The organism is Rhodoferax sp. (assembly GCF_034520025.1).
Taxonomy (GTDB): Bacteria; Pseudomonadota; Gammaproteobacteria; order Burkholderiales; family Burkholderiaceae_C; genus Allorhodoferax.
In genome coordinates this window covers 438,098-461,713 of the sequence record NZ_JAXHNZ010000001.1, presented here as the reverse complement: position 1 = coordinate 461,713, position 23,616 = coordinate 438,098, and the positions used below count along the sequence as shown (strand labels likewise).

Below are 23,616 nucleotides of genomic sequence, written 5' to 3'. Positions count from 1 at the left end.
GGGTAGTCCGTAAAAAGTGAGTTACAGCAGCTTCACGGCGGCAATAGCAGCCCAGCCGAGCACAAAGTTCACCACCACCAACAGGTGAATCTGCTCCGCCGCTTTGGCGGCCACAGGCCATTGCATGCCAGCGACAGCGCGGCGGAACTTCTTGAAGCCCGCAAAGTAAATGTGCCCGAAGATCAAAAACATCAAACTGCCCAGCGCGGTCATGATGGTCCAGCCCAAGGGCGCTACAGCATTGCCGGTCGCCTCGCGGGCAGCTTTCATGGCCCCCCCGAACATATAGCCGCCGGTTGCCAGCAGCACAACGATGGCGATCAGCACCGCCGCGAAAAACCGTTGCCAGACCTGGTCCATCAACCGGGCGCGGGGCTGCGCATCCATGACCGCCAGTGTGGCAGGGCGCAGGGCGATCAGCATAAAGGTCATGCCCCCCATCCAGACGATGGCAGCAATCAGGTGCAGGAGTTTGGACAGGTCGTACATCAGGGGGCTTTCATAAGAGGTGGGGTCAGGTGCGCATTGTCTACGCCCGTAGGCTTTGTAAGCCTTAACTGAACAATTGCCCCCGCGCGGTTTTGGTGATCGCGACCACGCAGGGGTGGGTGATACGTCGCTCCACCGACACCGCAAAAAACTCTTCCACCAGCTCGTCGCTGCGGCCGATCACCTCCACCCCGAACTGCTCAATGATGTCGGCTTCCATCACCGAGGGGGCCATGAATATGCCGCGCCCCTTGCGCCCGAACGCGTTCATCAGCGCGCCGTCGTCAAACTCCCCGATGGTGCGCGGGTGCAGCTGGTGGCGACTAAGCCAGCCCTCCCATTGCTGGCGGATCGAGGCTTGTGCCCCCTGGATAAGTATCGGTGCGTCGTTCAGGCACTCCGGGAAGTCGCCTTTGAGCGTCTTGCGCAAGGCCGGTGCGCAAAAGAAGCTCATCGGGGTGCTTCCTAGCTCGTGGTTAAAGGCTTTCACACTCATGCGCTTGGACATGGGTTCATCGGCAATCACCAGGTCGAGCTGGTTCAAGGCGAGCTTGGCCAACAGGTCGGGGAACTTGCCCTCGCTGCAAATCATGCGCACCGGGTCTTCGAGGTTGAGGGCCGGCTCTAGCAGGCGGTAGGCCAGGGACTTGGTGACCGAGTCCGCCACGCCGACCTTGAAGTCGAGCACCTTGTGAGCGCCCCGAGGTAGGCGCACCGCGTTTTCGAGCTCGGCACCCAGCGAAAAAATTTGGTCTGCGTAGCCCAAGGCAAGGCGGCCGTCTTCGGTCAGCTCCAGGTTGCGGCCGCTTTTCTGGAAGAGTTTGCGGCCTAGCCACTCTTCCAGCAGCTTGATCTGGCCCGACAGCGTTTGGGGCGTGGTGTGCAGTTGTTCGCCTGCGCGCATGATGCCGCCGGCCTTGGCCGTGACCCAAAAGTAGTGAAGGTGCTTGAAGTTCATGGTCGCCTTGTTGGATACAAACCGAAAAACTGCGAAAAAAACGAATTAAAAATTTACAAAATTCGAATTTACGCGAAGCATAACCATCTCTACATTACAGGTCTATCAGTCGTTCACCAAAGGAGACCTTGTATGCGACTCAGTACCCGCGGACGTTTTGCCATCACTGCCATGATTGACTTGGCCCTGCGCGAAAGTGGTCAACCGGTGCCTTTGCAGGACATCGCACTGCGCCATCGCATTTCGCTGTCTTATCTCGAGCAGGTGTTCGCCAAATTGCGCCAGCACGGTCTGGTGGAGAGCACCCGTGGCCCCGGTGGCGGTTATTCCCTGGGCTTCCGGGGTGACAACATCACCGTGGCTGACATCATTGGCGCTATTGAAGAGAAAGAGGAGTCCAGCCGTGAGACCTCGCAGAGCGCACAAGACATGACCCGCGACCTGTGGGCTGCGCTGCAAGGCACCGTGGTGGCGCACATGCGCACCATCACCCTACGCAGCTTGGCGGACGAGCAGCGCTCCAAGGGTTTTGCGGTCAAAGAGCGCAAGATCACCAAAAAGGGCGTGTTGCAAAAGCTCAAGCCCCAGTCGGTGATTCGCACGACGGCGCCGAATTCGGTATTCGCCTTGGGCCAGTCCCTGTCGTTCAACAGCGGGCGCTAAGCAAAAACTGCTGCCAGCGCACACAGCGTGTGCGCCAGAAGCTACCAAAACAATAGCAAAAAAGGGCTACCGGTCTGACCGGTGGCCCTTTTGCGCTTTACAGGGGGGGAGTGTTCAGGCAGCGGTTTGCTGCGCCAGCATGAACAGCTGGGTAGAGCGGGCGCCAGAGCGGCAAAACGCCAGCACCGGCTGCTGGGCAACGTCCAGTGCTTGCTTCATGGCAACCGCTTGTTCGGGGGTGATGGAGCCCGGCACGACGGGCAGGTACACATAGTGCAAGCCGGCGGCCACGGCCGCCGCTTGCATGCTGCTGCTGGCGGGTTGCTCGGCTCCGCCTTCCATGTCGGGGCGGTTGCAGATTACGGTTTTGAAGCCCATGGCAGCAGCGGCTGCCATGTCGGTGGGCGCCAATTGCGCGGCCACATAAAACTCGGGGGTGACGGAACGTACGGGCAGGCTCATGGCGGGTTCATCCTTTCAGCGCGAGTGTAGCGGGGCGGCGTTCCAGCACTTCAAACAGCGCCATACCCGCCAGCATGGCCACCACAAACACCACGGCTTTAGGGTTGCCGGTGCCCAGAGACACGAGCGCAGGGCCGGGGCAAAAGCCTGCCAGACCCCAGCCGGCGCCAAACAGCAGGCTGCCTGTGACCAGGCGTTTGTCAATGTCGCGGCTGGTAGGCAAGCGCATGGCACCACCCAAAAGGCTGGTGGTGCGCTTCTTGGCCAAGGTGAACGCACCCAGGCTCACCAGAATCGCACCGCCCATCACGAAGGCCAGCGAGGGGTCCCACAAGCCCGCCAAGTCCAAAAAGCCCAAGACCTTGGACGGGTCTGTCATGCCGGCGAGGATCAGGCCGATACCGAATAGCAGGCCTACGCCGAATTCAGCAAGACGGTGGGGATGGAAAGTGTTTTTCATATCAGTGGCTCCAGATTCAACAATTCAACTCAGGCTAACAAGTGGCGAATCACAAACACGACGGCAAAACCCGCGCCCATGAAGGACAGGGTGGCGACCAGCGAGCGGGGGGACAAGCGCGACAAGCCGCATACGCCGTGTCCGCTGGTGCAGCCCGCGCCATAGCGGGTGCCCACGCCCACCAGCAGGCCGGCGGCGATCAGGGTGACCCAGCCGGCGTCTACCGTGGCCAGCACCGGTCCGGCAAAAAGGGTGTAAACCGAGGGCGCGATCACCAAGCCCAACACAAACGCCAGCCGCCACGAGGTGTCTCCTGCGCGTGGTGTGAGCAGGCCGCCCACGATGCCGCTGATGCCCAGAATGCGCCCGTTCACCAAAATGAAGAGGCTGGCAGAGAGCCCCAGCAAGAGGCCGCCGATCAGCGAGGCCCAGGGGGTGAAATGGTTCCAATCGATTTGCATGGTGTGTCTTTCTAAGTGGTTGTTAGTGCTTACTCGCCACGGATGGCTTGGCAGAATTGGTTGTAGAGAACGCCCATGACCGCCATGGCCTGTGGGCTGTCAATGCCGTAGTAAATGGATTTGCCTTCGCGCCGGGTGGTGACTAGGCCTTCTTCCCGCAACACGCCGAGCTGCTGCGATAGGGTGGGCTGGGCAATGCCCACCAGTTCTTCGAGTTCGCCCACCCGCTTTTCCCCTTGGCTGAGCTGGCACAGCAGCAGCAAGCGGTCGGGGTTGGACATCACTTTCATCAGCCGGCAGGCGGCGTCTGCGGAGCGACGCAGTTGCTCCAGATCCAAAGCGGCGGCGGGAGTTGCGGTGTCAGCCATCATGAGGAGGCTCCTTTCACATTCAATACCGATAGTTTATTGACAAACAATATATAAGTCAATAAACTATTTACTTCGCAATTGAAATAACGACCTTTACAAGGAGTTCTCGATGACCGCTTCCACTGCTAGCCCCCAAGTCAAATCCTTTTTTGACCCCGCCACCTGGACCGTGAGCTATGTGGTCTATGACCACACCGGCGGCCAATGTGCCATCGTGGACTCGGTGCTCGACTACGACGCCAAAGCCGGCCGCACCAGCACCTCCTCGGCAGATATGTTGATGGCATTTGTCAAAGAGCAAGGCTTAACCGTGCAGTGGATTCTGGAAACCCATGCCCATGCCGACCACCTGTCCGCCGCGCACTACCTGCGCAAGCACCTGGGCGGTCGCATTGCCATCGGTGCCGCCATCACCCATGTGCAAAACGTGTTCAAAGGCATCTTCAATCTGGAACCCGAATTCCACCCGGACGGTAGCCAGTTCGATCATCTGTTTGCGCCGGACGAAACCTTTGCCATTGGCGAACTCAGCGCGCAGGCCTTGGCCGTGCCCGGCCACACCCCCGCGTGCATGGCCTTCAAAGTGGAGGGTGGCAGCGCGCCGGATGCCGTGTTTGTGGGTGACACCTTGTTCATGCCCGATGTGGGCACCGCCCGTTGCGACTTTCCCGGTGGCAATGCCAACACCCTGTACCGCAGCGTGCGCACCTTGCTCTCCATGCCCGAAGACACCCGCCTCTACATGTGCCACGACTATCCGCCCGCCGGCCGCGAGGCCGCATGGGAAAGCACCGTAGCCCAACAACGTGCAGCTAACATCCATATCCGCGATGGCGTGAGCGAGCAGGAGTTCGTCGCGATGCGCACCACCCGCGACGCCGGACTGGCCATGCCCACCTTGATCCTGCCCTCGGTGCAAATCAACATCCGTGCGGGGGACCTGCCACCTGCTGACAGCAACGGCGTGTCCTACTTGCGCATTCCGCTCAATGCGCTGTAAGCCATGACCACCTTGCAACCCGCTTGGTGGGCGTGGTGCGCTACGGTCACCATCATGGTGGCCTACATGCTCTACCTCGCACTCCTGGCACGCACCGTTGCTTGGCGTACCCACGGCCAGTTGCGCCAGGATTGGCTGGACGCCATGTCCGCCCAGCCCGGCTCTGAAATACTGGCGGTGCAAACCCTGCGTAACTCCGTCATGACCGCCACCATGACAGCGTCCACTGCGGCACTCGGGCTCATGGGGGCGCTGGGGCTGGCGGCGCCGGCTCTGCGCAGCTTGTCGGAAGGCGGCGGCAGCCCCGTGTTGACCCCCGCCTTGGCCGGAGAGATCACCGTCATGTTGTTGCTCGTGCTGACCTTGGTGACCACCACCTTGTCCATCCGCTATTACCACCACACCGGCTTTGTGTGCGCCATGCCGGTGGGCTCCGCCTTTCGCACCCAGTGGATGGACACCGGGCGCCGCCACCTGCGTAGCGCCGGACTGCTCTACAGCGTGGGCTTGCGCAGCCTAGTGTGGATTACGCCTCTTCTGGCGGGCCTGGTGTGGCCCATGGCCGGTGTGGCCGTGGCCGTGCTGGTGGCTGCGGCGCTGCTTTTAACGGACCGCAGCCCCTAACGCAAAGTCTCCTCGTACGGGGCGGCTTCGAAGCGGGTGACGATGTACCTACCGCCCTCCAAGACGACATCGAAGCGGATTTTGTCGCCCGCCTTGGCGCTCTCAAGCCACGCCGCGTCCTTGACGCCGAACACCATGGTCATGGGCGGCATCTCGAGGGAGGGAATGTCCCCGTGCTTGATGGTGATCTTGGCCGCAGCCTTGTCGATTTTTCGGATCTCGCCATGCGCCAGACCCGCTGTCGCTTGCGCCCAGACAGACGTCGCGCAAGACAGCGCGGCCAAAGCGACACCGACGCGTCGGGCATATCGATTGAGATTCATGGTGCAGTCTTTTCAGCGGTAACTTTGGAACACGGTGCTGCTGCCATTGGCAGCCACCAGCAGCACATCAAACGGGTCTTTGCGGCCCTTGTAAATCGCGCCATCCATGCCTGGTGAACCGATCGGCATGCCGGGTACTGTCAAGCCCAGCGCCTTGGGCTTGTCGCGCAGCAGGCGCTGAATGTCTTTGGCGGGCACATGGCCTTCAATGATATAGCCGCCCACCAGGCCGGTGTGGCACGAGCCCAGGGTTTGTGGCATGCCGAGTGCTGCGCGCTTGGCCTCGTTGCCGGTGTCGTACACCCGCACGGCAAAGCCCGCTTGCTCCAGGTGTTTCACCCAGTCTTTGCAGCAGCCACAGTTCGGGTCTTTCCAGACCTCCATCGGTATTGCCGGTGGCTTGGCGGACCACGCAGGTGCGGCCAACAGGGCGCCCAAGGACACAAGCAGGCTACGGCGTGTGTTCATCATTTGCCAGCTCCCACTTTCACAGCGCCTTTCATGCCGGCCTCGTAGTGGCCGGGGTGCAGGCAGGCAAAGTTCACGGTACCCGCCTTGGTGAACTGCCAGATGACCTCACCAGTCTGGCCGGGCTCCACGCTGGCGATGTTGGGTTCGTCATGCTCCATCTCGGGGAATTTCTTCATCATCTCGTAGTGTTCCCTCAGGTCTTTCTCGGTACCGAGGTTGAACTCGTGTTTGAGCTTCCCCGAGTTCTTGACGACAAAACGCACCGTCTCCCCCCGGCGCACAGTCACGGTATCGGGCGTGAAGCGCATGTTGTCGGTCATGTCGATCTGCACCGTACGGGTCGCTTTGGCGGCGACGCCGGGCTTGCCGATGGCCTCGGTGCCGTGGCCGTGGCCTCCGGCGTGACTTCCGGCGGCAAATGTGGCTCCGGCGCTTGCCAATACTGCGCTAGAAGCTATGAATTTGATAGTATTTTTCATGGTCTTGATGGGTGTTGAGTCTGAAAGAAAAGCTCAGTGGTTCATATGGCCCGTGGGCTTGCGTACTTGGACCTGGGTGTCATGGTGGGGCGGCTGGGCCAGCGGCATGCTGCCTTTGCCCTCGGCTTGAAAGCGTGCGGGTTCGGGCAGGGCGCCGGTCCATTCAAAGGCCTGGGTTCCCGGGGGCTGCCGGTACCAGCCGGGGTCTTTGTAATCCCCGGCCTTCTGGTCTTTGCGCACCTTGAGGATGCTGAACATGCCGCCCATTTCCACCCCGCCATAGGGGCCACTGCCGGTCATCATGGGGGCGGTGTTGTCGGGGATAGCCATTTCCATCTCGCCCATGTCGGCCATGCCGCGCTCGCCCATCACCATGTAGTCGGGCATGGCTTTTTGTAGGGCACCCACCATCCCGCGGTGGTCCACCCCGATCATGGTCGGTACGTTGTGGCCCATGGCGTTCATGGTGTGGTGGCTCTTGTGGCAATGGAAGGCCCAGTCGCCTTCTTCGTCGGCCAAAAACTCAAACTGCCGCATCTGCCCCACCGCAATGTCGGTGGTGATTTCAGGCACGCGTGCTGCCAGCGGCCAGGGGCTGCCGTCGCTGCCGGTCACCATAAATTCGTGGCCGTGCAGGTGGATAGGGTGGTTGGTCATGGTGAGGTTGCCCACCCGGATGCGCACCTTGTCCATGTGGCGCACGTTGAGCGTGTCGATGCCGGGGAAGACCCGGCTGTTCCAGCTCCAAAGGTTGAAGTCCAGCATGGTCATGATCTTGGGGGTCATGCTGCCGGGGTCAATGTCGTAGGCATTGAGTAGGAGGCAGAAGTCCCGGTCCACCTCGGAAATCAGCGGGTGCTTGGTCTTGGGGTGCGTGACCCAGAAGCCCATCATGCCCATGGCCATTTGCGTCATCTCGTCCGCGTGCGGGTGGTACATGAAGGTGCCGGGCCGGCGCGCCACAAACTCGTACACAAAGGTCTTGCCCACCGGAATGGGCGCTTGGTTCAGGCCAGACACACCGTCCATGCCATTGGGCAGGCGCTGGCCGTGCCAGTGCACGCTGGTGTGCTCGGGCAACTTGTTGGTCACAAACACCCGCACCCGGTCGCCTTCCACCACTTCGATGGTGGGGCCGGGGCTCTGGCCGTTGTAGCCCCACATGTTGGCCTTGAAGCCGGGCGCCATCTCGCGCACGACCGGTTCAGCTACCAGGTGGAATTCCTTCACACCCTGGTTCATGCGCCATGGGCAAGTCCAGCCATTGAGAGTGACCACCGGGTTGTAGGGCCGGCCGGTGCCGGGCACCAGCGGCGGCATGGTGGCGGGCGAGTTTTGCAGCACCGGCTCAGGCAGGGCGGCCATCGCCACGCGGCTGACCGAGGCGGCCGCCACTGCGCCCATGGCAGTGGCTGCGGCACCGCTAAAGAAGTTACGTCGGTTCATACAGATCCTTGAATGGGAGTGCGCGCTCAATGCGCGGGCTTGGCATCGGCGCCGGCTGCGGCACCGGTGCCGGTGCGGGCGGGGGCGCTGCCTTCGGGTGACACGCCGGCCAGCACGGCCTGCACATCGGCAAACGCCAGCCAGTAATCGCGCAGCGCTTCCGCGGCGGTCAGTCTGCTGAGCGTGCGGGTACGGCTGTCGGCCATCACCTCAAACACGCTGGTCAGCATGCCGTTGTAGCGCAGGGTCAGCTCCTCGTGGATGAACTGGCGCAGCGGCAGCACCTCAGTTTGGAGGTGGTGGGCAATGTCCCACTGGGTGCGCAGGTTGAAGGCCGCCTCGCGCGCCTCGCTGCGCACAAGCGCTGCTTGCGCGCGCACTTTGGCGGCGTCGCCCAGGGCGTCCCAGTGGTCGTCAATGCTGGCCGGCGCGGCACTGGCCTGTTTGCGTTGCAAGACGAGGCGTTCCGCTTGCAGACCGCTGCGGGCCGCCACTGCGCGAGCTTCCAGATCGATGGTATCCGTGGGGCTTGCGGGCAATGTGGGCAGCACACCAGCCAATGTGAACTGGGTTTGCGCACCCCACAGGCCCAACACGCGAATGAGCTGCTCGCGCGCAGCAAATGCCGCCTGCTCACCGCGTGCCAAGGCCATGCCCGTCTCAGACAGCGTGGCCTGGCTTTGGGCTTGGGTGAGGCGGCTCACATTACCGGCGCGCACCATGCGGCGGGTGAGTTCGTCAGCTGTCTCGGCGATGGTCTTGGTCTCGCGCAGCAGCTGTGCATTGCGTTCGGCGGCCACCGCGTTCACCCAGGCTTTGTAGGCGCGCAGGCCCAGGCGGCTGGCCTCGTCGCGGGCGCGCAGCCGGGCCGGGAAGGCGGGACTTTGCATGTCGGTGATGTTGCTGCCCTCCGCCCCCAGCGTCATTTGCAGCTCCGGGCTGTTGAGCAGCGCGATGCGCATGGCCGCAGGCCCGTCGACGGGGGCTTGGAGGAGCTTGGTCAGCTCGTTCGCGCCTGTATAGGTCGGGGTGGCAATGCGCAGGGGTGCTGCAGCGGGCCCCAGCAAACTGCTGAGCCGGGTTTGAACCTCGGCTTGCAGGCCTTGCACGCCGCCATCCAGCGGGGCGGCGTGGGCTTAGGTAAATAGCAACGCCAGGGCCAAAGGGAGTGCGCGCAGCGGCAGGTGGATGCGGCTCATGGCTGCTCCTTCGGTTTGGCGGCGCGGGCTTTTTCCCACTGCAGCAGGTCGATATGGCCACGCGGAAACTGGCTGACCGCTTTGTTGGCGGCCTTCCAATCGCCGCTGCCCTCTTCCACGCCCCTGGGCAGGTCGGCAAACACCGAGCGGTAGGGCAGCGCGGGCACGGGGCTGGCGGCGTCACTGGCTTGCAGCGTGCGTGCAGGCTCAGTCAGGGCGGGTGCTGCGGGCTGGGCCTGCGCCTGGGCTACCAGCACAAGGGCGGCGCCCAAGCCGGTCACGCAGGCGGCCCGCCGCAGCGAACGGAGAGAGAACATGGTTGATTTCCTGATTCAAGGTGAAAACACCCCGCCCGCAGGCTGCGCGCTGCAACCGGTGGGCGGACTACAGACCCACTACGGGCCTTGGAATCAGGAAATGGGCGGTTTTTGGGCCAAGGCCGCAGCGGCGCTGGCAAAGCGGTCAGCCTGCGCCGGCACGGGCATCTGCGGGCCGAATACCGGCAGCGCGACTTGCAAATCAGCCGGCAGGGCGGTAGCCGCACACATTTGGCACAGGGCGCAGTTTTCACAGCCATCGTGCGATGCCATGGTGGCGGGCGCGTTGGCGGGGTGTGTGGATGCCGCCTCTGCTGCGGTGGCCATGTCGTCGCAGTGATGGCCACCTACTGGCGCAGCAGCCGGTGTGCCTTGGTGTGCGTTTGTTGCCATGCTGGCCGTCAGCGCAGCGGCCATGCGGGTCGCCATCAGCTCATTGGCCATGCCGCGCAGAGGCGCCAAGGCGATCAACAGAATGAGGAGGACAACACGCATGGTATGGATGATACGCCGCAGGCCCCCGAAGTTCCATCGGTGGTTGCGTGGAGTGCCAAATCAGCCTGTAGCCCTTGTGAAGATTGCGCAGGTAGCTATGAAAACAGGAGCAATCAGGCGCCGCCTTGCCAGTGCACCCAAGTAGCAATCGCTGCAATCACCAAGGCCATAAAGCCGCCCAGCCAGCGCTGGATCGTGCGGGTCTGTACACAGTCGTTGCAGATACGGCCATGTTTGTCTGTGGTTTGGGGCACCGCGCCGCAGCTGTAGCACTGGCCGGCGCGCTCCCACTTCTCACGCCGCTTGGTGCGCCAGGTGAACACCACCACCAACACCAGCAACACCACCACCAGAAAGTTGAATCCGAGTTTGAGCATGGTTTTAGCGCCCCGCCATGACTTTGCGTATGCGCTCAATCGTCTCGGGCATGCGCGCCTTGCGCGACACATCCAGACCCAGTTCCCGGGCAATGTGGTTCACCACTGCCACATTGAGCGGCACGCCGCCCGCATCCACGGCGCGCAGCAGGTCGCGCGCACGCTGCTCGGCGGTGCGGGGTTTGGGGCGAAAGAGGCGGTCGGTAAGGGCGGTAAACCAGTTCATGCGTGTCCTGCGGATGGGCAGGACTGTAGCGCGTTCCGACGGGCTGCATGGCGCTACCATTTGGCGATGCTGCGGCACATCAAGGGAGTTGGATTTTGTTAGTTCCGAGTAAAGAGCAGATTGACATCATCAACGCAGTCGCACCACGCATCCTCATTGAAGCCAACGCCGGTTCGGCAAAGACCACAACGGCGGCCATGCGTATCCAAAAACTGGTGGAGCGCGGGGTGGACCCTGCCAAGATTGTGGCGTTGGCCTACAGCACTCCAGGGGTGCGCGCCTATACCGAGGCGTTCTACCGCATCGGTATGCCCGACGCGGTGTCGTCCAAAGTGCGTGTGGGAACGGTTGATGCGTTGTGTGCCACCCGCCTCAAACGGGTCGAGGCAACGGTGCAAGACGCGACGCCGGTACCCCCGGTCAAAACCTTGGAGCGGGCCGCACAGGTCCGCCCCTATGTGCTGCAGGCGGTCCAGCGTGCCCGGGAGGCGTCGCAAGAGCGGTTTGCCAACGACTTCGCAATTCAAGGCACCGGCGCGCTGTCGGTGGAGCACTTGCTAGAGGCGTTTGCGGTGCTCAAAGGCACCTTGGCCGTGCCCCGCTATGGGGAGGATTTCAGGTGCACCCCTGCGGTGGCTGCCGAATTGGGCATGGACTACACCCCGTTGGCTGTGTTTCTCCACTACGAGCGGCACCGAACCGGGTTCGCCAACCCGGAAGGGGAGAGAGTCCAATTCCGGTATCCCGGCGACGCGACCTACGACATGGCGCGGTGGCTGTTGTCAGAAAACGCACCGTGGTCGTGGGACAGGCACCCCCTCAGCTTGGGGATCGAGGCTATCGTGCTCGATGAAATGCACGATTGTGGTTGGGCGATCTTCACCGTCATCCGCGCTTTGCTGGAGTGCAATCCGGGAGCCACGTTTCTGGGCGTGGGCGACAGGGATCAGGTCATCCATGCGAAGAACGGGGCCGACTCGTATTTTCTGGGGCCCGGCCTCAGCCGGGAACTGGGCGAGGTGGCCTTGTTCCCGCTGTCGGTGACACGCCGGTTCGGGACCGCTATCGCCGGGCCGTTGGGGATGTTTGCGCACAAAAAGTACAACGCCGATCCGGCCCACGCCTCCAACGTCCAAGTCCGCGTGGCCGATGGTCCGAAGGCCAATGCGGATCTGGTCACGCAGCTCATTCAGCAGCACAAGGTCGCCCCTGACACCTTGGGTGATGACCTGGTGGTCTTGCTCCGGCATCCGGGCGCCTCGGTCGGGATTGAGCATGAATTGTTGTTGAAAGGGATGACCTACCAGACCGTGGGCTTCCGGCCTTTCCTTCAGCGCCCGGAGATTGCATTTGTGCGGATGCTCTTGGCGATCGCGGTCGACCACCCGAGCAAATTCATTGCGCCTGCGCTCCTGGAGGCGAAGCAAGCCGTGTGGGAATTATTGGGCTCCAACCTCTCCGTGCTGGACGCCCAGGACGCGACGGACACGGTCATACAGTCGGCCACTGAAGACAATTTCAGGCAGTTTGTATTTCCGGATTTGCTGGGCGCGGCCGACCAGGCAACCCAGCATTCCATCCACGCGGCCGTGGAGATCGCGGCCACTAACGACGCGTCGAAAATCAAGGACTTCATCGCTGCACTGGATTTCAACCGCATCGGCCAGAAGATCTATGTGTCGGAGGCCGAGCTGGAAGAGGTGCGCTATGCGCTGGACAGCATGGGCAAGGTGGCGCTTCAGTACAGCTCGATTGATGCCTTTCTGGGCGCCATGAACATGTTTGACCACACGCTCAGAAAGCCCAGTGCAGCACACCGCCAGCTCAGGCTCTCCACCATCGAGGATGCCAAGGGCTTGGAGTTCCGGATCGTGTTCATCCCGGACTGCAACAAAAAGACCTTTGACAACACGAGCCAAGACGAGCGCAACCTGTTTTATGTGGCTGCATCCCGCGCCAAAGAGCTGCTGGTGATGGGGCACGCCCCAGGCTCAGAGTCCTCTTACTTAAAGCCCTTTAGTCACTAGTTTGCTATTGATTTGTGAGCTGCTGGCGCATATTTCATATGGGATAGATGCCAATTTGGCTCGCAATGGGGCTTTAAGATCGGAGCATGACTTCGCGCTCCACCCCTTCTCCCGCTCCCTGGGCTGCCATCTACCCGCTCTTGTTTGTAGCCTTATGGAGCACTGGTTTCATTGGGGCCAAGTTCGGTTTGCCGTATGCGGAGCCGCTCACCTTTCTGGCCGTGCGTTACGCCGCCGTGCTGGTGCTCATGGGCCTGGTGGTGTGGCGCACGCGTGCGCCCTGGCCGGCCACTTTGGGCGAGTGCGGGCACATTGCGGTCACCGGCGTGCTGGTGCATGCGGTGTACCTGGGCGGTGTGTTCATCGCCATCGGCCATGGGCTGCCCGCCGGTGTGGCGGCCATTGTGGTGGGGCTGCAGCCCTTGCTCACCGCGCTGGGCGCCGGCTGGTTGTTGCGAGAAAAAGTGCGGGCCACGCAGTGGGCCGGCCTGGCAGCTGGCTTTGCGGGCGTGGCGCTGGTGGTGGCGCACAAGGTGGCCGCCGGGGCGGGGCTGGCTACGCTCTGGACCTTGTTGTTCCCAGTGGCTGTGGCCTTGCTGGCCATCACAGCCGGCACGCTGTACCAGAAGCGCTATTGCCCCTCGTTCGATTTGCGCACAGGCTCGCTCATTCAGTTCATTCCCAGCCTGGTGTTGACGGGCTTGGCCGCCGCTGCCACGGAGACCATGCACATTGAATGGACCGGGTCGTTTGTGTTTGCGCTGGTCTGGCTGGTACTGGTCTTGTCCTTGGGGGCGGTCACGCTGCTCAATGTGCTGATCCGCAGTGGCACGGCCGTCAATGTGGCCAGCTTGTTCTATTTGGTGCCGCCCTGCACGGCGCTGGTGGCCTGGGCCTTGTTTGGTGAGACGCTGACCGGCTTGGCACTGGCGGGCATGGGGCTCACCGTGTTTGGCGTATGGCTGGCACGGAAGTGATTTTTGCTATTGGTTTTATAGCGGTCTGCGCAATGAAAAAGGGCGCCAGGAGCCGATTTTATTGCTTTTTCGCGTAGGTCCGGTCAAGGCTGGCACCGGCGAGTGGCAGCGCGCTAATGGTGGGGCTGTACCCCGTGAAACGCGTCACGGTGGGTGCCGGGCTTCTCTGCCCGAAGTTCGCAAAAATTTCACCAAACCAATACGTTATCGCATCTATGTGGGAAAACCCTAGTCAGTGGCTGCATCAAAATACTGCTATTTGTGCCCAGAGTATCAACCACCCTCAGGGCCAACTTCTACTATTCAGCCCTGTCGATGCACGCTAGGCATTGGCTGAACCCCCGACATCAACAACAGGAGACAGTTTCATGAAACTCAAAGCGTCCTTAGCTTTGGCCTTCGGCTTGGTAGCCAGTGCTGCGTTTGCGCAAACAGAATTGGTCGTCGCGACTGTGAACAACGGCCACATGGTCGAAATGCAAAAGCTCAGCAAGAACTTCGAGCAGGCCAACCCCGATATCAAGCTGAAGTGGGTGACCCTGGAAGAAGGCGTGTTGCGCCAGCGCGTGACCACTGACATCGCCACCAAGGGCGGCCAGTTCGACGTGATGACCATTGGCATGTACGAAACCCCGATCTGGGGCAAAAAGGGCTGGCTGCAAGAACTGAAGACCGATGCCAAGTACGACGCCGACGACCTTCTGCCCGCCATGCGCAATGGTTTGTCGGTGGACGGCAAGATGTTTGCGGTGCCTTTCTACGGCGAATCCTCGATGCTGATGTACCGCAAGGACCTGGCGGACAAGGCTGGCATCAAGGTGGCAGACAAGCCCACTTGGACTGACATCAAGGCCCTGGCTGCCAAGATCCATGACCCCAAGAACGGCGTGTACGGCATCTGCCTGCGCGGCAAGCCGGGCTGGGGTGACAACATGGCGTTCTTGACCACCTTGGTGAACACCAACGGCGGCCAATGGTTCGACACCAGCTGGAAGCCCCAGTTGGAAAGCAAGCCCTGGAAGGACTCCATCAACTTCTACGTCGATCTACTGAAGAACTACGGCCCTCCCGGCTCTTCTGCCAACAGCTTTAACGAAATCCTGGCGCTGTACAACGAAGGTAAGTGCGGTATGTGGATCGACGCCACCATTGCAGCGTCCTTCATCACCGACCCCAAGCAGTCCAAGGTGGCTGACAAGGTGGCATTTGCACAAGCACCGACCGCGGTAACCCCCAAGGGTGCCAACTGGTTGTGGGCATGGGCACTGGCGATCCCCGCCGGTTCCAAGAAAGTGGACGCGGCTACCAAGTTCGTGACCTGGGCCACTTCCAAGGAATACATCGAGTTGGTTGCCAAGACCAATGGCTGGGCTCAAGTGCCTACCGGTACTCGCAAGAGCACCTATGCCAACCCCGAGTTCACCAAGGCTGCCAAGTTTGCTGCGGCAGAAAAGGCAGCGATCGACTCGGCCAACCCGAACGACAGCACTTTGCCCAAGAGCCCGTATGTCGGTGTGCAGTTTGCAGCGATTCCTGAGTTCCAGGCCATCGGCGCGACTGTGGGCCAGGAAATGAGTGCCGCACTGGCCGGTAAGAAATCGGTAGACGCAGCCCTGAAGGCTTCTCAAGTCGCGGCAGAGCGCGAAATGAAGAAGGCCGGCTACTACAAGTAAGCATCTCTCCGGTAGGTTGACTTCAGGCGCGCAAGGCAACTTGCGCGCCCTTTTATGTCACGTTATTTGCCATGGCCCACTGCGGTGCGGTCCGGCTACTCTCACTGAGAGACCTCCTCATGAACCGATTTATCCCCCGCGCACTCATGGCGCCGGCAGTGATCACCCTCTTTTTGTGGATGATCGTGCCTCTGGTGATGACCATTTATTTCTCGGTCATCCGTTACAACCTGATGCAGCCCGACCAGTCCGGCTTCATTGGTTTGGAGAACTTTGAATACTTCGTGACCGACCCCTCGTTCGGCACGGCGGTGCTCAACACCTTGCTGCTGCTGGGCAGCGTGATCCTGATCACCGTGGTGTTGGGCGGCCTGATTGCACTGTTGATTGACGATCCGTTCCCCGGCCGCGGCCTCGTGCGGATCTTGTTGATCTCGCCGTTCTTCGTCATGCCCACCGTGAACGCTTTGCTGTGGAAGCACATGATGATGAACCCGATTTACGGGGTGCTGGCTCAGGTGTGGTTGTTCTTTGGCGGCACGCCGGTGGACTGGTTGACCGACTTCCCGCTACTCAGTGTGATCATCATCGTGTCGTGGCAATGGCTGCCGTTTGCGACGCTGATTTTCATCACCTCGCTCCAGAGTATGAACCGCGAGCAGCTGGAGGCCTCGCGCATGGATGGCGCCAACTACTTGCAGCAACTGCGCTACCTGTACCTGCCTCACATGGCCCGCTCGGTGGCAGTGGTGGTGATGATTGAAATGATCTTCCTGCTCAGCGTGTTTGCCGAGATCTACACGACCACCGGTGGTGGCCCGGGTGATGCAAGCACCAACGTAGCCTTCCTGATCTTCAAGCAAGCGCTGCTGAACTTCGATGCCGGTGTGGCTTCCGCAGGCGCCCTGTTCGCCGTGGTGCTGGCCAATATCGCCGCCATCTTCCTGATCCGCATGGTCGGCAAGAACCTCGACAAGTGAGCTGCAGATGACACACGCAAAATCTTTTCCCTGGCTGCATTGGTTGCGCACGGTGGTGGCCTGGTTGGTCACCTTGCTCTTGTTCTTTCCCTTGGGTTGGCTAGTCCTGACCGCGTTCAAGACGGAGTTGCAAGCGATCTCGGTACCGCCGCTGGTGCTCTTTACGCCGACCTTGGAGAACTTCCATGTTGTGCAGGAGCGTAGCGACTACATGCTCTATGCCACCAACTCCCTGATCACCAGCGTGGCGTCCACCATTCTGGGTTTGTTGCTGGCCTTTCCTGCGGCGTACGCCATGGCCTTCTTTAAGGGCAAGTACACCAAGGACATCCTGATGTGGATGCTCTCTACCAAGATGATGCCCGCCGTGGGTGCCCTGGTGCCGGTGTATGTGATGGCGCAAACCAGTGGCCTGTTGGACACCCGCACCGGCCTGGTGATTGTGTTCACGCTGTCCAACCTGCCCATCATGGTGTGGATGCTGTACTCGTACCTGAAGGAGATTCCGAACGAGATTCTGGAAGCCTCCCGCATGGACGGCGCCACGCTCTGGAGTGAGTTCCGCTACGTGCTGCTGCCGCTCACCATGGGCGGTCTGGCCTCCACCGGTCTGCTCACCCTTGTGCTGAGCTGGAACGAAGCCTTCTGGTCGCTCAACCTGAGCGCCGCCAAGGCCGGCACGCTGGCCACGCTGATTGCCAGCTACTCCAGCCCGGAGGGCCTGTTCTGGGCCAAGTTGTCCGCTGCGTCTTTTATGGCTATCGGCCCCATTGTGGTTTTTGGCTGGTTCAGCCAGAAGCAATTGGTCCAAGGCCTGACCTTCGGTGCCGTGAAGTAACAAATAAATTCAGGAGACCTTTTTCATGTCTTACCTCCAACTCAGCGGCGTTGAAAAGCTGTTCGGCGAACATCGTGTCATCAAGGGCATTGACCTGGCTATCAAGCAGGGTGAATTTGTGGTGTTTGTGGGCCCGTCCGGCTGCGGCAAGTCCACGCTCTTGCGCTTGATCGCCGGTCTGGAAACCATTGACGGCGGCAGCCTGCAGCTCGACGGCCGCGACATCACCCACCAGCCCTCCAGCAAGCGCGACTTGGCGATGGTGTTCCAAAGCTATGCCCTCTACCCGCACATGAGCGTGTTCGAGAACATGAGCTTTGCTTTGAAGCTCGCCAATGTGGACCCTGCCGTCATCAAAGACAAGGTGGACCGTGCGGCCAAAATTTTGAACCTGACCAACTACCTGGAGCGCACGCCCAAAGAGTTGTCGGGTGGTCAGCGCCAGCGCGTGGCCATTGGCCGCGCCATCGTGCGGGCGCCCAAGGTGTTTTTGTTTGACGAGCCGCTCTCCAACCTCGATGCAGCGCTGCGCGGCCAGACCCGTATCGAGATTGCCAAGCTGCACCGCGACTTGGGCGCGACCACCATTTACGTGACGCACGACCAGGTGGAGGCCATGACCCTGGCCGACCGCGTGGTGGTGCTGCGCGACGGCAATATCGAGCAAGTCGGCACGCCGCTGGAGCTCTATGACCGCCCGGCCAACCAGTTTGTGGCCCAGTTCATTGGTACCCCACAAATGAACGTGGTCGAAGCCGCCAAGTTGCCCTCGGTGACTACTGTGGCGGGTGTGCAGGTGCCCGCGCTGGGCTCGATTGGCTTGCGGCCCGAGAGCATCACGCTGGTGCCGGCGGGGCAGGGCGCTGAGCAAGCCAAGGTGGAGCTGATTGAAGCCCTGGGCGCCGAGACCTTGATCTACGTGACCACCCAGAGTGGGGCTCCATTGGTGGCCCGCCTGAACACCCGCACCGAGCTGCATGTGGGCGCGGATGTAGGCGTGCACATCGATGCCGATGCGGCGCACCTGTTTGATGCCAACGGCCGTGTCGTGGCCGCCGGCGCACTGTGATGGATGCAGCGATGACATCGAACCCATTGCGCCCCCTAGAGGGCCAGGTGGCGGCTGTTACCGGTGCTGCATCCGGAATCGGCTTTGCGAGCGCAAACGCCATGATTCAAGCCGGTGCCCGCGTGGTGCTGGTTGACCGTGATAGCACCGCCTTGGACAAAGCCTGCGCCACCCTCGGGTCGCAAGCTGTGCCGCTGGTGCTGGACCTGCTGGACCGCGAACAATGCGCCAGCTTGCTCACCCGGGTGCTGGCACTTGAAGGGCGCTTGGATGTGTTCCACGCCAACGCCGGTTTGTATGTGGGCGGCGACCTGGTCGACAACGACCCAGACGCCATCGACCGCATGCTGAACCTGAACGTCAATGTGGTGATGAAGAACGTGCACAACGTGCTGCCCCACATGATCGCGCGGGGCTCGGGCGACATCATCGTGACCAGTTCACTGGCCGCGCACTTTCCCACCCCCTGGGAGCCGGTGTATGCGTCTTCCAAGTGGGCTATCGACTGCTTTGTGCAAACCGTGCGCCGCCAGGTGTTCAAACATGGCCTGCGTGTCGGTTCCATCTCGCCGGGGCCGGTGATCACCTCTTTGCTGGCCGACTGGCCTGCGGACAAGTTGGCAGAAGCCAAAGCTAAAGGCACTTTGCTGGAGGCTGCGGAGGTCGCGGACGTGGTGATTTTTATGCTCACCCGCCCGCGCGGCATGACCATTCGCGACGTGGTGATGATGCCCACCCAGTTTGATCTCTAAGCGATCTCTAAGCGTTCCCTGATCCATTTTTTACGCCTGACCATGACTACGATTCTTCACCTCGGACTGGGCTCGTTCCACCGCGCACACCAGGCGCTTTACATCCACGAACTGCGACAGCGTGGCGATACCGAATGGTCCATCACCGGCGGCAATTTGCGCCCGGACATGCTAGCCACCATGGAAGCCCTGCAGGCCCAAGGCGGCGCGTACACGCTGGAAACCGTAACGCCCCAAGGCGAGCGCAGCTACACCCGCATTGAATCCATCCAAAGAGTCATTCCTTATCAGGATGACCTCGCCCCCTTGGTCGCAGCAGGCGCTGAGGCCGCTACCCGCATCATCTCGTTCACCGTGACCGAAGCCGGTTACTACCTGGACGCGAAGAACCAGCTGGACTGGGCCACCTTTGCTGACCTGCGCGCCGACCTGGAGGCGGTGAAGGCAGGCCGCGCCGGCCACACCATCTACGGCGGCTTGGTCAGCATCTTGCGGGCCCGCATGCACAGCGGCGCCGGTGCAGTGACCCTGATGAACTGTGACAACTTGCGTCATAACGGCGAGCGTTCGCGCGCCGGTTTGTTGCAGTTTATTGATGCCTTGGGCGACACCTCGCTCAAAGCCTGGGTCGAGCAGTACACCAGCAGCCCGAACGCGATGGTGGACCGTATTACGCCGCGCCCTACGCCGGATGTGGCCGAGCGCGTCAAGGCTGCTACCGGCTGGGATGACCGAGCCGCCATCATGGGCGAGAGCTTTATCCAGTGGGTGATTGAAGACAACTTCATCGCCGGCCGCCCGGCCTGGGAGAAGGTGGGGGTTGAGATGGTGCAGTCCGTCGATGCCTATGAAGAAGCCAAGATCCGTTTGCTCAATGCCACCCACAGCTGCATCGCTTGGGCCGGCACTCTGGTGGGCTACCAGTACATCCACGAAGGCACGCACGATGCGGTGATTCGCCGCATTGCGTATGACTACGTGACCGACGACACCATCCCGGTGCTGGACACCCCCGAAAACCCCAGCCCGCTGGATCTGCGCGCCTATCGCGACGTGGTGTTGGACCGCTTCGGTAACCCGGCCATTTGCGATACCAACCAACGGGTGGCGATGGACGGGTATTCCAAGATCCCCGGTTTTATCGTGCCGACCATTCGAGAGCGCTTGGCGCGTGGCGAGTCGATTGCCAGTGTGATCATGTTGCCCGCCCTGTTTCTGGCCTACCTGCAACGCTGGCACGAGGGAAAGATCGCCTACAGCTACCAAGACCAGGCCATGGACCCGGTGGTGGCCCACGCGATCTGTGAGGCGGCCGACCCGGTGGCCGCTTTTGCGGCTGACCCGGTGCTGTGGGGCCCGCTGGCCTCCACGCCGCGCTTGCTGGATGCGTTGCGCGTGGGCTACGCCCGGGTACAGCTGTTTGTCCAAAACCACTTGGGTGTGAGCCCGGTGTAATTGCTGGTAGTGTGTGGCACTCCCGTTCATTGCTTGAGTCACTATGGCTGCTATCCCTCACTCGTACCCTCTATCGGGCCATCCCGTCAGTCGGCACCGGGCTCCGGAGCTGGAGGCGGACTACAACCGCAATCCGTCGCTAGGTTATGAGCCGACCGACGAGGTGGGCTTCATACGCTGCCTTGGGCACGGGTACCCCACGCCGCTGGCGCGCTGGCACTGCCATGACGAGTACGAGTTGCACCTGATCACTCAGAGCTCCGGCAAGGCGTTTGTGGGGGACTGGATAGGCGCATTTGAGCCGGGCCATTTGGTGCTGTGCGGGCCCCGCTTGCCCCATAACTGGATCTCTTTGGATGTGCCCGACGAGGGGGTTGCCCTTCGCGATCTGGTGATCCAGTTCCGGCATGAGCCATTGGCGCAGGCTTGTCAGTCCATACCGGAGCTCAAAGAGGTGTTGCCCTTGTTGGAGCGGGCCCGTCACGGTATTGAGTTTTTTGGACTTTCTGATCGGGCGCAAACGCACTGGCATGCGGTGCGCGGTTCGCGCGGACTCAAACGCTTGGCAGCGTTTTGCGAGTTCATGACCGATCTGTCCCGCTGGGGCGACTACCGCTTGCTCTCTAACGTGCAAATGCGGGGTGCCGAAAACGACACCGAGCTCGACCAGATCAATACCCTCGTCAACCGCATCACTGAAAACCCATCGCACTCCCAATCGGCGGCCGAAGTAGCCGCCGAATTGGCGATGAGTGAGAGCCGCTTTTCACGCTTTTTCCGCCGAGCGACAGGTAACACCTACACCGACTTTGTGAACCGGGTGCGCATCAACCGCGCTTGCCAGTTGTTGATGACTTCTGACCGTTACGTCACCAATATTTGCTACGACGTGGGTTTCAACAACGTGGCCAATTTCAACCGGCGCTTTCTGGAACTCAAGGGCATGACCCCTTCAGAGTTCCGCAAACAGGCGGGCAGCCGTTTCGGCGGAGCACCCGCTACGCTCTAGGCGGTACTCAGGGTGCCGCGGCGGAGTTCATCCGGTGTGGTGCCCATCAACTTCTTGAACATGGCAATGAAGGCTGAGGCACTGCCGTAGCCCAGATCCAGCGCAATCGTCTCCACAGTCTGGCCCGCCTCCAGCAGGGGCATGGCCCGTACCACCCGCAGTCGCTGGCGCCACTCGGCAAACGACATGCCCAAGTCGCGCTGACAGCGACGCATCAGGGTGCGTTCGGTGCTGTGCACTGCGTGGGCCAGCTCGGGGAGCGAGCGGTTGTCGCCGGGGTGGGCTTGTAGCAGCCGCAGAACGGCGCCCAGCGCCGGATCGTCAGAGCCGGGCAGGTAGCTGCCTGCCCGGGGAGCGAGGGTGAGCTGGTCGAGCAGCACTTTGAGCAAGCGGGCTTCAGGCCCCGACACCGCACTGCCCGCTGGCTGCAAACGCAGGTGTTCCAGCATGGCGCGCACCAAGGGGCTCACCGTGAGTGCGCAGGGCTCTGCAGGCAAAGGTCGACACAAGGCGGTAGACACATACAGAGAACAGTGGTGTGCCGCTTTGCGGTTCAGGCCCACATGTTCCAGGTGGGGCGGCAACCAGATGCCGTACTGCGGTGGCGCCAGGAAATGGTGGCCTTGCACTTTCACCTCCATCACGCCGCTGAAGGAATACACAAACTCGCCCCAGGCGTGCTGATGCTCAGGGTAGAGCCCGTGGTCCGGCACATAGGCGCTGCGGAACATGACCGGTGCCGGTAAGGTAGGGCTGGTGAGGGGGATGTCCAGCTTGGGGCGCAGGATGGGCATGCTTGTCCACTATGGCGTATGGCTTGTCATGTTTTCACTATATCAATGAAAGCCGTCAGCTGAATAATCGGTCGGTCGATTGGTATGGGAGAGTTATGGATACGCGCAAACCGGTGGATGGGTCCGCCGTCCTGTTGATAATGGTCTTGTGTGCCACCTGGGGCATGCAGCAGGTGGTGCTCAAAGCCACCGCTGCGGATATTGCACCGGTCATGCAAATTGCCCTGCGGTCCGGCGTGGCCGCCTTGCTGGTGGGTTTGGTGATGTGGTGGCGTGGCGAGTCCATGTCGCTGCGCGATGGAACCCTGGTGCCTGGTTTGGCGGTCGGTGTGTTTTTTGCCACTGAATTTCTGCTGGTGGCCGAGGGTTTGCGCCACACCAGTGCGTCGCACATGGTGGTGTTTTTGTACACCGCTCCGATTTTTGCAGCGTTGGGTTTGCACTGGCGGATTCCTGCAGAGCGCCTGAGTGGTTTGCAGTGGAGCGGTATCGCGATTGCTTTCGCCGGTATTGCAATGACCTTCCTCGGCCGTGGGCATGGCGCTGCCACTGGTGCTGCTGCAGCGGGCAGCACTTTGTGGGGCGACTTTTTGGGCGTGCTCGCCGCTATCGCCTGGGCTGCTACTACCGTGGTGGTGCGCTGCTCCAGTCTTGCCAAAGCCCAGCCTTCCAAAACTTTGCAATACCAATTGGTGATGGCATTCGGGGTGTTGCTGTGCGCAGCCTGGTCGTCGGGGCAGGCCCAGGTGAACTTCACACCCCAGGTGTGGGCCAGCCTCGCGTTTCACGCGGTGGTGGTGTCGTTTGCCAGCTTTCTGGCCTGGTTCTGGTTGTTGCGCCATTACCTGGCTTCGCGGTTGGGCGTGTTCTCGTTCATGACGCCCTTGTTCGGCATGTTGTTCGGTGCCTGGTTGCTCGATGAGCCGATTGAGGCGGGCTTTCTGGTCGGTGCGATTCCGGTGTTGGTGGGCATCGTGCTCGTGAGCGCAGGCCCCTTCAAGGCCCGGGCGCGTTAATTGCCCGGGGCGGCGAGGGAAAACCTGTCTTGGTTTTGCCACGCAGCAGTCATAGACTGGCGAGGCTGCGTGGCGGGCGCAAACTTTACAGATGCTTTGCATCCTGGTCGGATTTAATCCGGTGAATTCGCGGCTTAGCAACCTATGATTAAAAATGAAGGCCGAACGCCCGCGTTTGTGCTGTTCTCCCTCCAACCTGCCCCCT

The 23,616-nt window shown here is 61.4% G+C and carries 29 protein-coding genes; 13 read left to right on the top strand and 16 right to left on the bottom strand.

Features of this window, described 5'->3' with window-relative positions; genetic code table 11:
* Positions 1–21 precede the first annotated feature (21 nt).
* Positions 22–489 carry a CopD family protein gene (locus U5L73_RS02215; protein WP_322560824.1) on the bottom strand — a complete coding sequence of 156 codons (468 nt, stop codon included), beginning with the start codon at positions 487–489 and terminating at the stop codon, positions 22–24.
* A gap of 64 nt (positions 490–553) precedes the next feature.
* Entirely contained in the window at positions 554–1,447 is an 894-nt protein-coding gene (gene nhaR / locus U5L73_RS02210; protein ID WP_322560823.1) for a transcriptional activator NhaR, read from the bottom strand.
* A gap of 132 nt (positions 1,448–1,579) precedes the next feature.
* On the opposite strand from nhaR, the gene U5L73_RS02205 reads away from it, so the two are divergent.
* Complete coding sequence (locus tag U5L73_RS02205; RefSeq protein ID WP_322560822.1) at positions 1,580–2,110, top strand: Rrf2 family transcriptional regulator; 531 nt, start codon at positions 1,580–1,582, stop codon at positions 2,108–2,110.
* Between the two features lie 114 nt (positions 2,111–2,224).
* Here U5L73_RS02205 and U5L73_RS02200 read toward each other — a convergent pair whose 3' ends face one another.
* The 4 genes from U5L73_RS02200 to U5L73_RS02185 are packed head-to-tail and all read right to left on the bottom strand — an operon-like array spanning position 2,225 to position 3,864.
* Positions 2,225–2,572, bottom strand: coding sequence for a TIGR01244 family sulfur transferase (locus U5L73_RS02200; RefSeq protein WP_322560821.1), 348 nt, complete (start codon positions 2,570–2,572; stop codon positions 2,225–2,227).
* A gap of 7 nt (positions 2,573–2,579) precedes the next feature.
* Positions 2,580–3,032 (bottom strand): YeeE/YedE family protein, encoded by a 453-nt coding sequence (locus U5L73_RS02195; protein WP_322560820.1) that lies wholly within the window; start codon positions 3,030–3,032, stop codon positions 2,580–2,582.
* A 29-nt stretch (positions 3,033–3,061) separates the two neighbouring features.
* On the bottom strand, positions 3,062–3,493 hold the full coding sequence (locus U5L73_RS02190) for a YeeE/YedE family protein (protein ID WP_322560819.1): 432 nt from the start codon (positions 3,491–3,493) through the stop codon (positions 3,062–3,064).
* 29 nt (positions 3,494–3,522) lie between these two features.
* Complete coding sequence (locus U5L73_RS02185; RefSeq protein ID WP_322560818.1) at positions 3,523–3,864, bottom strand: metalloregulator ArsR/SmtB family transcription factor; 342 nt, start codon at positions 3,862–3,864, stop codon at positions 3,523–3,525.
* Between the two features lie 109 nt (positions 3,865–3,973).
* On the opposite strand from U5L73_RS02185, the gene U5L73_RS02180 reads away from it, so the two are divergent.
* Together U5L73_RS02180 and U5L73_RS02175 are read left to right on the top strand one after the other, a co-directional pair.
* Positions 3,974–4,864, top strand: a complete 891-nt coding sequence (locus tag U5L73_RS02180) for an MBL fold metallo-hydrolase (protein ID WP_322560817.1) — start codon at positions 3,974–3,976, stop codon at positions 4,862–4,864.
* A gap of 3 nt (positions 4,865–4,867) precedes the next feature.
* Positions 4,868–5,488 (top strand): DUF599 family protein, encoded by a 621-nt coding sequence (locus U5L73_RS02175; protein ID WP_322560816.1) that lies wholly within the window; start codon positions 4,868–4,870, stop codon positions 5,486–5,488.
* On the opposite strand, the gene U5L73_RS02170 is transcribed toward U5L73_RS02175, so the two are convergent.
* From U5L73_RS02170 to U5L73_RS02130, 9 genes are all read right to left on the bottom strand, one after another.
* On the bottom strand, positions 5,485–5,811 hold the full coding sequence (locus tag U5L73_RS02170; protein WP_322560815.1) for a copper-binding protein: 327 nt from the start codon (positions 5,809–5,811) through the stop codon (positions 5,485–5,487). The two genes, U5L73_RS02175 and U5L73_RS02170, sit on opposite strands and share 4 nt — an antisense overlap.
* A gap of 12 nt (positions 5,812–5,823) precedes the next feature.
* Positions 5,824–6,282 (bottom strand): DUF411 domain-containing protein, encoded by a 459-nt coding sequence (locus U5L73_RS02165; protein ID WP_416221253.1) that lies wholly within the window; start codon positions 6,280–6,282, stop codon positions 5,824–5,826.
* Positions 6,279–6,761 (bottom strand): cupredoxin family protein, encoded by a 483-nt coding sequence (locus U5L73_RS02160; RefSeq protein ID WP_322560814.1) that lies wholly within the window; start codon positions 6,759–6,761, stop codon positions 6,279–6,281. The genes U5L73_RS02165 and U5L73_RS02160 overlap by 4 nt, the downstream gene beginning before the upstream one ends.
* A gap of 33 nt (positions 6,762–6,794) precedes the next feature.
* Entirely contained in the window at positions 6,795–8,207 is a 1,413-nt protein-coding gene (locus tag U5L73_RS02155; RefSeq protein ID WP_322560813.1) for a copper oxidase, read from the bottom strand.
* A 26-nt stretch (positions 8,208–8,233) separates the two neighbouring features.
* On the bottom strand, positions 8,234–9,316 hold the full coding sequence (locus U5L73_RS02150) for a hypothetical protein (RefSeq protein WP_322560812.1): 1,083 nt from the start codon (positions 9,314–9,316) through the stop codon (positions 8,234–8,236).
* Between the two features lie 86 nt (positions 9,317–9,402).
* Positions 9,403–9,723, bottom strand: coding sequence for a hypothetical protein (locus U5L73_RS02145; protein ID WP_322560811.1), 321 nt, complete (start codon positions 9,721–9,723; stop codon positions 9,403–9,405).
* Positions 9,724–9,816: 93 nt separating this feature from the next.
* A complete protein-coding gene (locus U5L73_RS02140) occupies positions 9,817–10,218 on the bottom strand; it encodes a hypothetical protein (protein ID WP_322560810.1) in 402 nt (133 codons plus the stop codon).
* Between the two features lie 113 nt (positions 10,219–10,331).
* Positions 10,332–10,595, bottom strand: a complete 264-nt coding sequence (locus tag U5L73_RS02135) for a hypothetical protein (RefSeq protein WP_322560809.1) — start codon at positions 10,593–10,595, stop codon at positions 10,332–10,334.
* Positions 10,596–10,599: 4 nt separating this feature from the next.
* The gene (locus U5L73_RS02130; RefSeq protein WP_322560808.1) at positions 10,600–10,821 is read right to left on the bottom strand and encodes a hypothetical protein; all 222 of its coding nucleotides are present in this window, start codon (positions 10,819–10,821) and stop codon (positions 10,600–10,602) included.
* Between the two features lie 95 nt (positions 10,822–10,916).
* Between U5L73_RS02130 and U5L73_RS02125 the strand changes: the two genes are divergently transcribed.
* The 9 genes from U5L73_RS02125 (at position 10,917) to U5L73_RS02085 (ending at position 21,601) form a co-directional block, all read left to right on the top strand.
* Entirely contained in the window at positions 10,917–12,848 is a 1,932-nt protein-coding gene (locus tag U5L73_RS02125) for a 3'-5' exonuclease (RefSeq protein WP_322560807.1), read from the top strand.
* An 86-nt stretch (positions 12,849–12,934) separates the two neighbouring features.
* Positions 12,935–13,825, top strand: coding sequence for a DMT family transporter (locus U5L73_RS02120; RefSeq protein ID WP_322560806.1), 891 nt, complete (start codon positions 12,935–12,937; stop codon positions 13,823–13,825).
* A 368-nt stretch (positions 13,826–14,193) separates the two neighbouring features.
* Entirely contained in the window at positions 14,194–15,498 is a 1,305-nt protein-coding gene (locus U5L73_RS02115; RefSeq protein ID WP_322560805.1) for a sugar ABC transporter substrate-binding protein, read from the top strand.
* 119 nt (positions 15,499–15,617) lie between these two features.
* Positions 15,618–16,478 (top strand): sugar ABC transporter permease, encoded by an 861-nt coding sequence (locus U5L73_RS02110; RefSeq protein ID WP_322560804.1) that lies wholly within the window; start codon positions 15,618–15,620, stop codon positions 16,476–16,478.
* 7 nt (positions 16,479–16,485) lie between these two features.
* Positions 16,486–17,316 (top strand): carbohydrate ABC transporter permease, encoded by an 831-nt coding sequence (locus U5L73_RS02105; protein ID WP_322560803.1) that lies wholly within the window; start codon positions 16,486–16,488, stop codon positions 17,314–17,316.
* Between the two features lie 25 nt (positions 17,317–17,341).
* Positions 17,342–18,385 carry an ABC transporter ATP-binding protein gene (locus U5L73_RS02100; RefSeq protein ID WP_322560802.1) on the top strand — a complete coding sequence of 348 codons (1,044 nt, stop codon included), beginning with the start codon at positions 17,342–17,344 and terminating at the stop codon, positions 18,383–18,385.
* An 11-nt stretch (positions 18,386–18,396) separates the two neighbouring features.
* Complete coding sequence (locus tag U5L73_RS02095) at positions 18,397–19,137, top strand: SDR family oxidoreductase (protein ID WP_322560801.1); 741 nt, start codon at positions 18,397–18,399, stop codon at positions 19,135–19,137.
* A gap of 42 nt (positions 19,138–19,179) precedes the next feature.
* Positions 19,180–20,592 (top strand): D-arabinitol 4-dehydrogenase, encoded by a 1,413-nt coding sequence (gene dalD / locus U5L73_RS02090; RefSeq protein ID WP_322560800.1) that lies wholly within the window; start codon positions 19,180–19,182, stop codon positions 20,590–20,592.
* A gap of 43 nt (positions 20,593–20,635) precedes the next feature.
* The gene (locus U5L73_RS02085; protein WP_322560799.1) at positions 20,636–21,601 is read left to right on the top strand and encodes an AraC family transcriptional regulator; all 966 of its coding nucleotides are present in this window, start codon (positions 20,636–20,638) and stop codon (positions 21,599–21,601) included.
* Here U5L73_RS02085 and U5L73_RS02080 read toward each other — a convergent pair.
* The gene (locus U5L73_RS02080; protein WP_322560798.1) at positions 21,598–22,395 is read right to left on the bottom strand and encodes a helix-turn-helix transcriptional regulator; all 798 of its coding nucleotides are present in this window, start codon (positions 22,393–22,395) and stop codon (positions 21,598–21,600) included. The genes U5L73_RS02085 and U5L73_RS02080 overlap by 4 nt on opposite strands.
* Positions 22,396–22,490: 95 nt before the next feature.
* On the opposite strand from U5L73_RS02080, the gene U5L73_RS02075 reads away from it, so the two are divergent.
* The gene (locus U5L73_RS02075) at positions 22,491–23,411 is read left to right on the top strand and encodes a DMT family transporter (RefSeq protein WP_322560797.1); all 921 of its coding nucleotides are present in this window, start codon (positions 22,491–22,493) and stop codon (positions 23,409–23,411) included.
* The last annotated feature ends 205 nt before the right edge of the window (positions 23,412–23,616 follow it).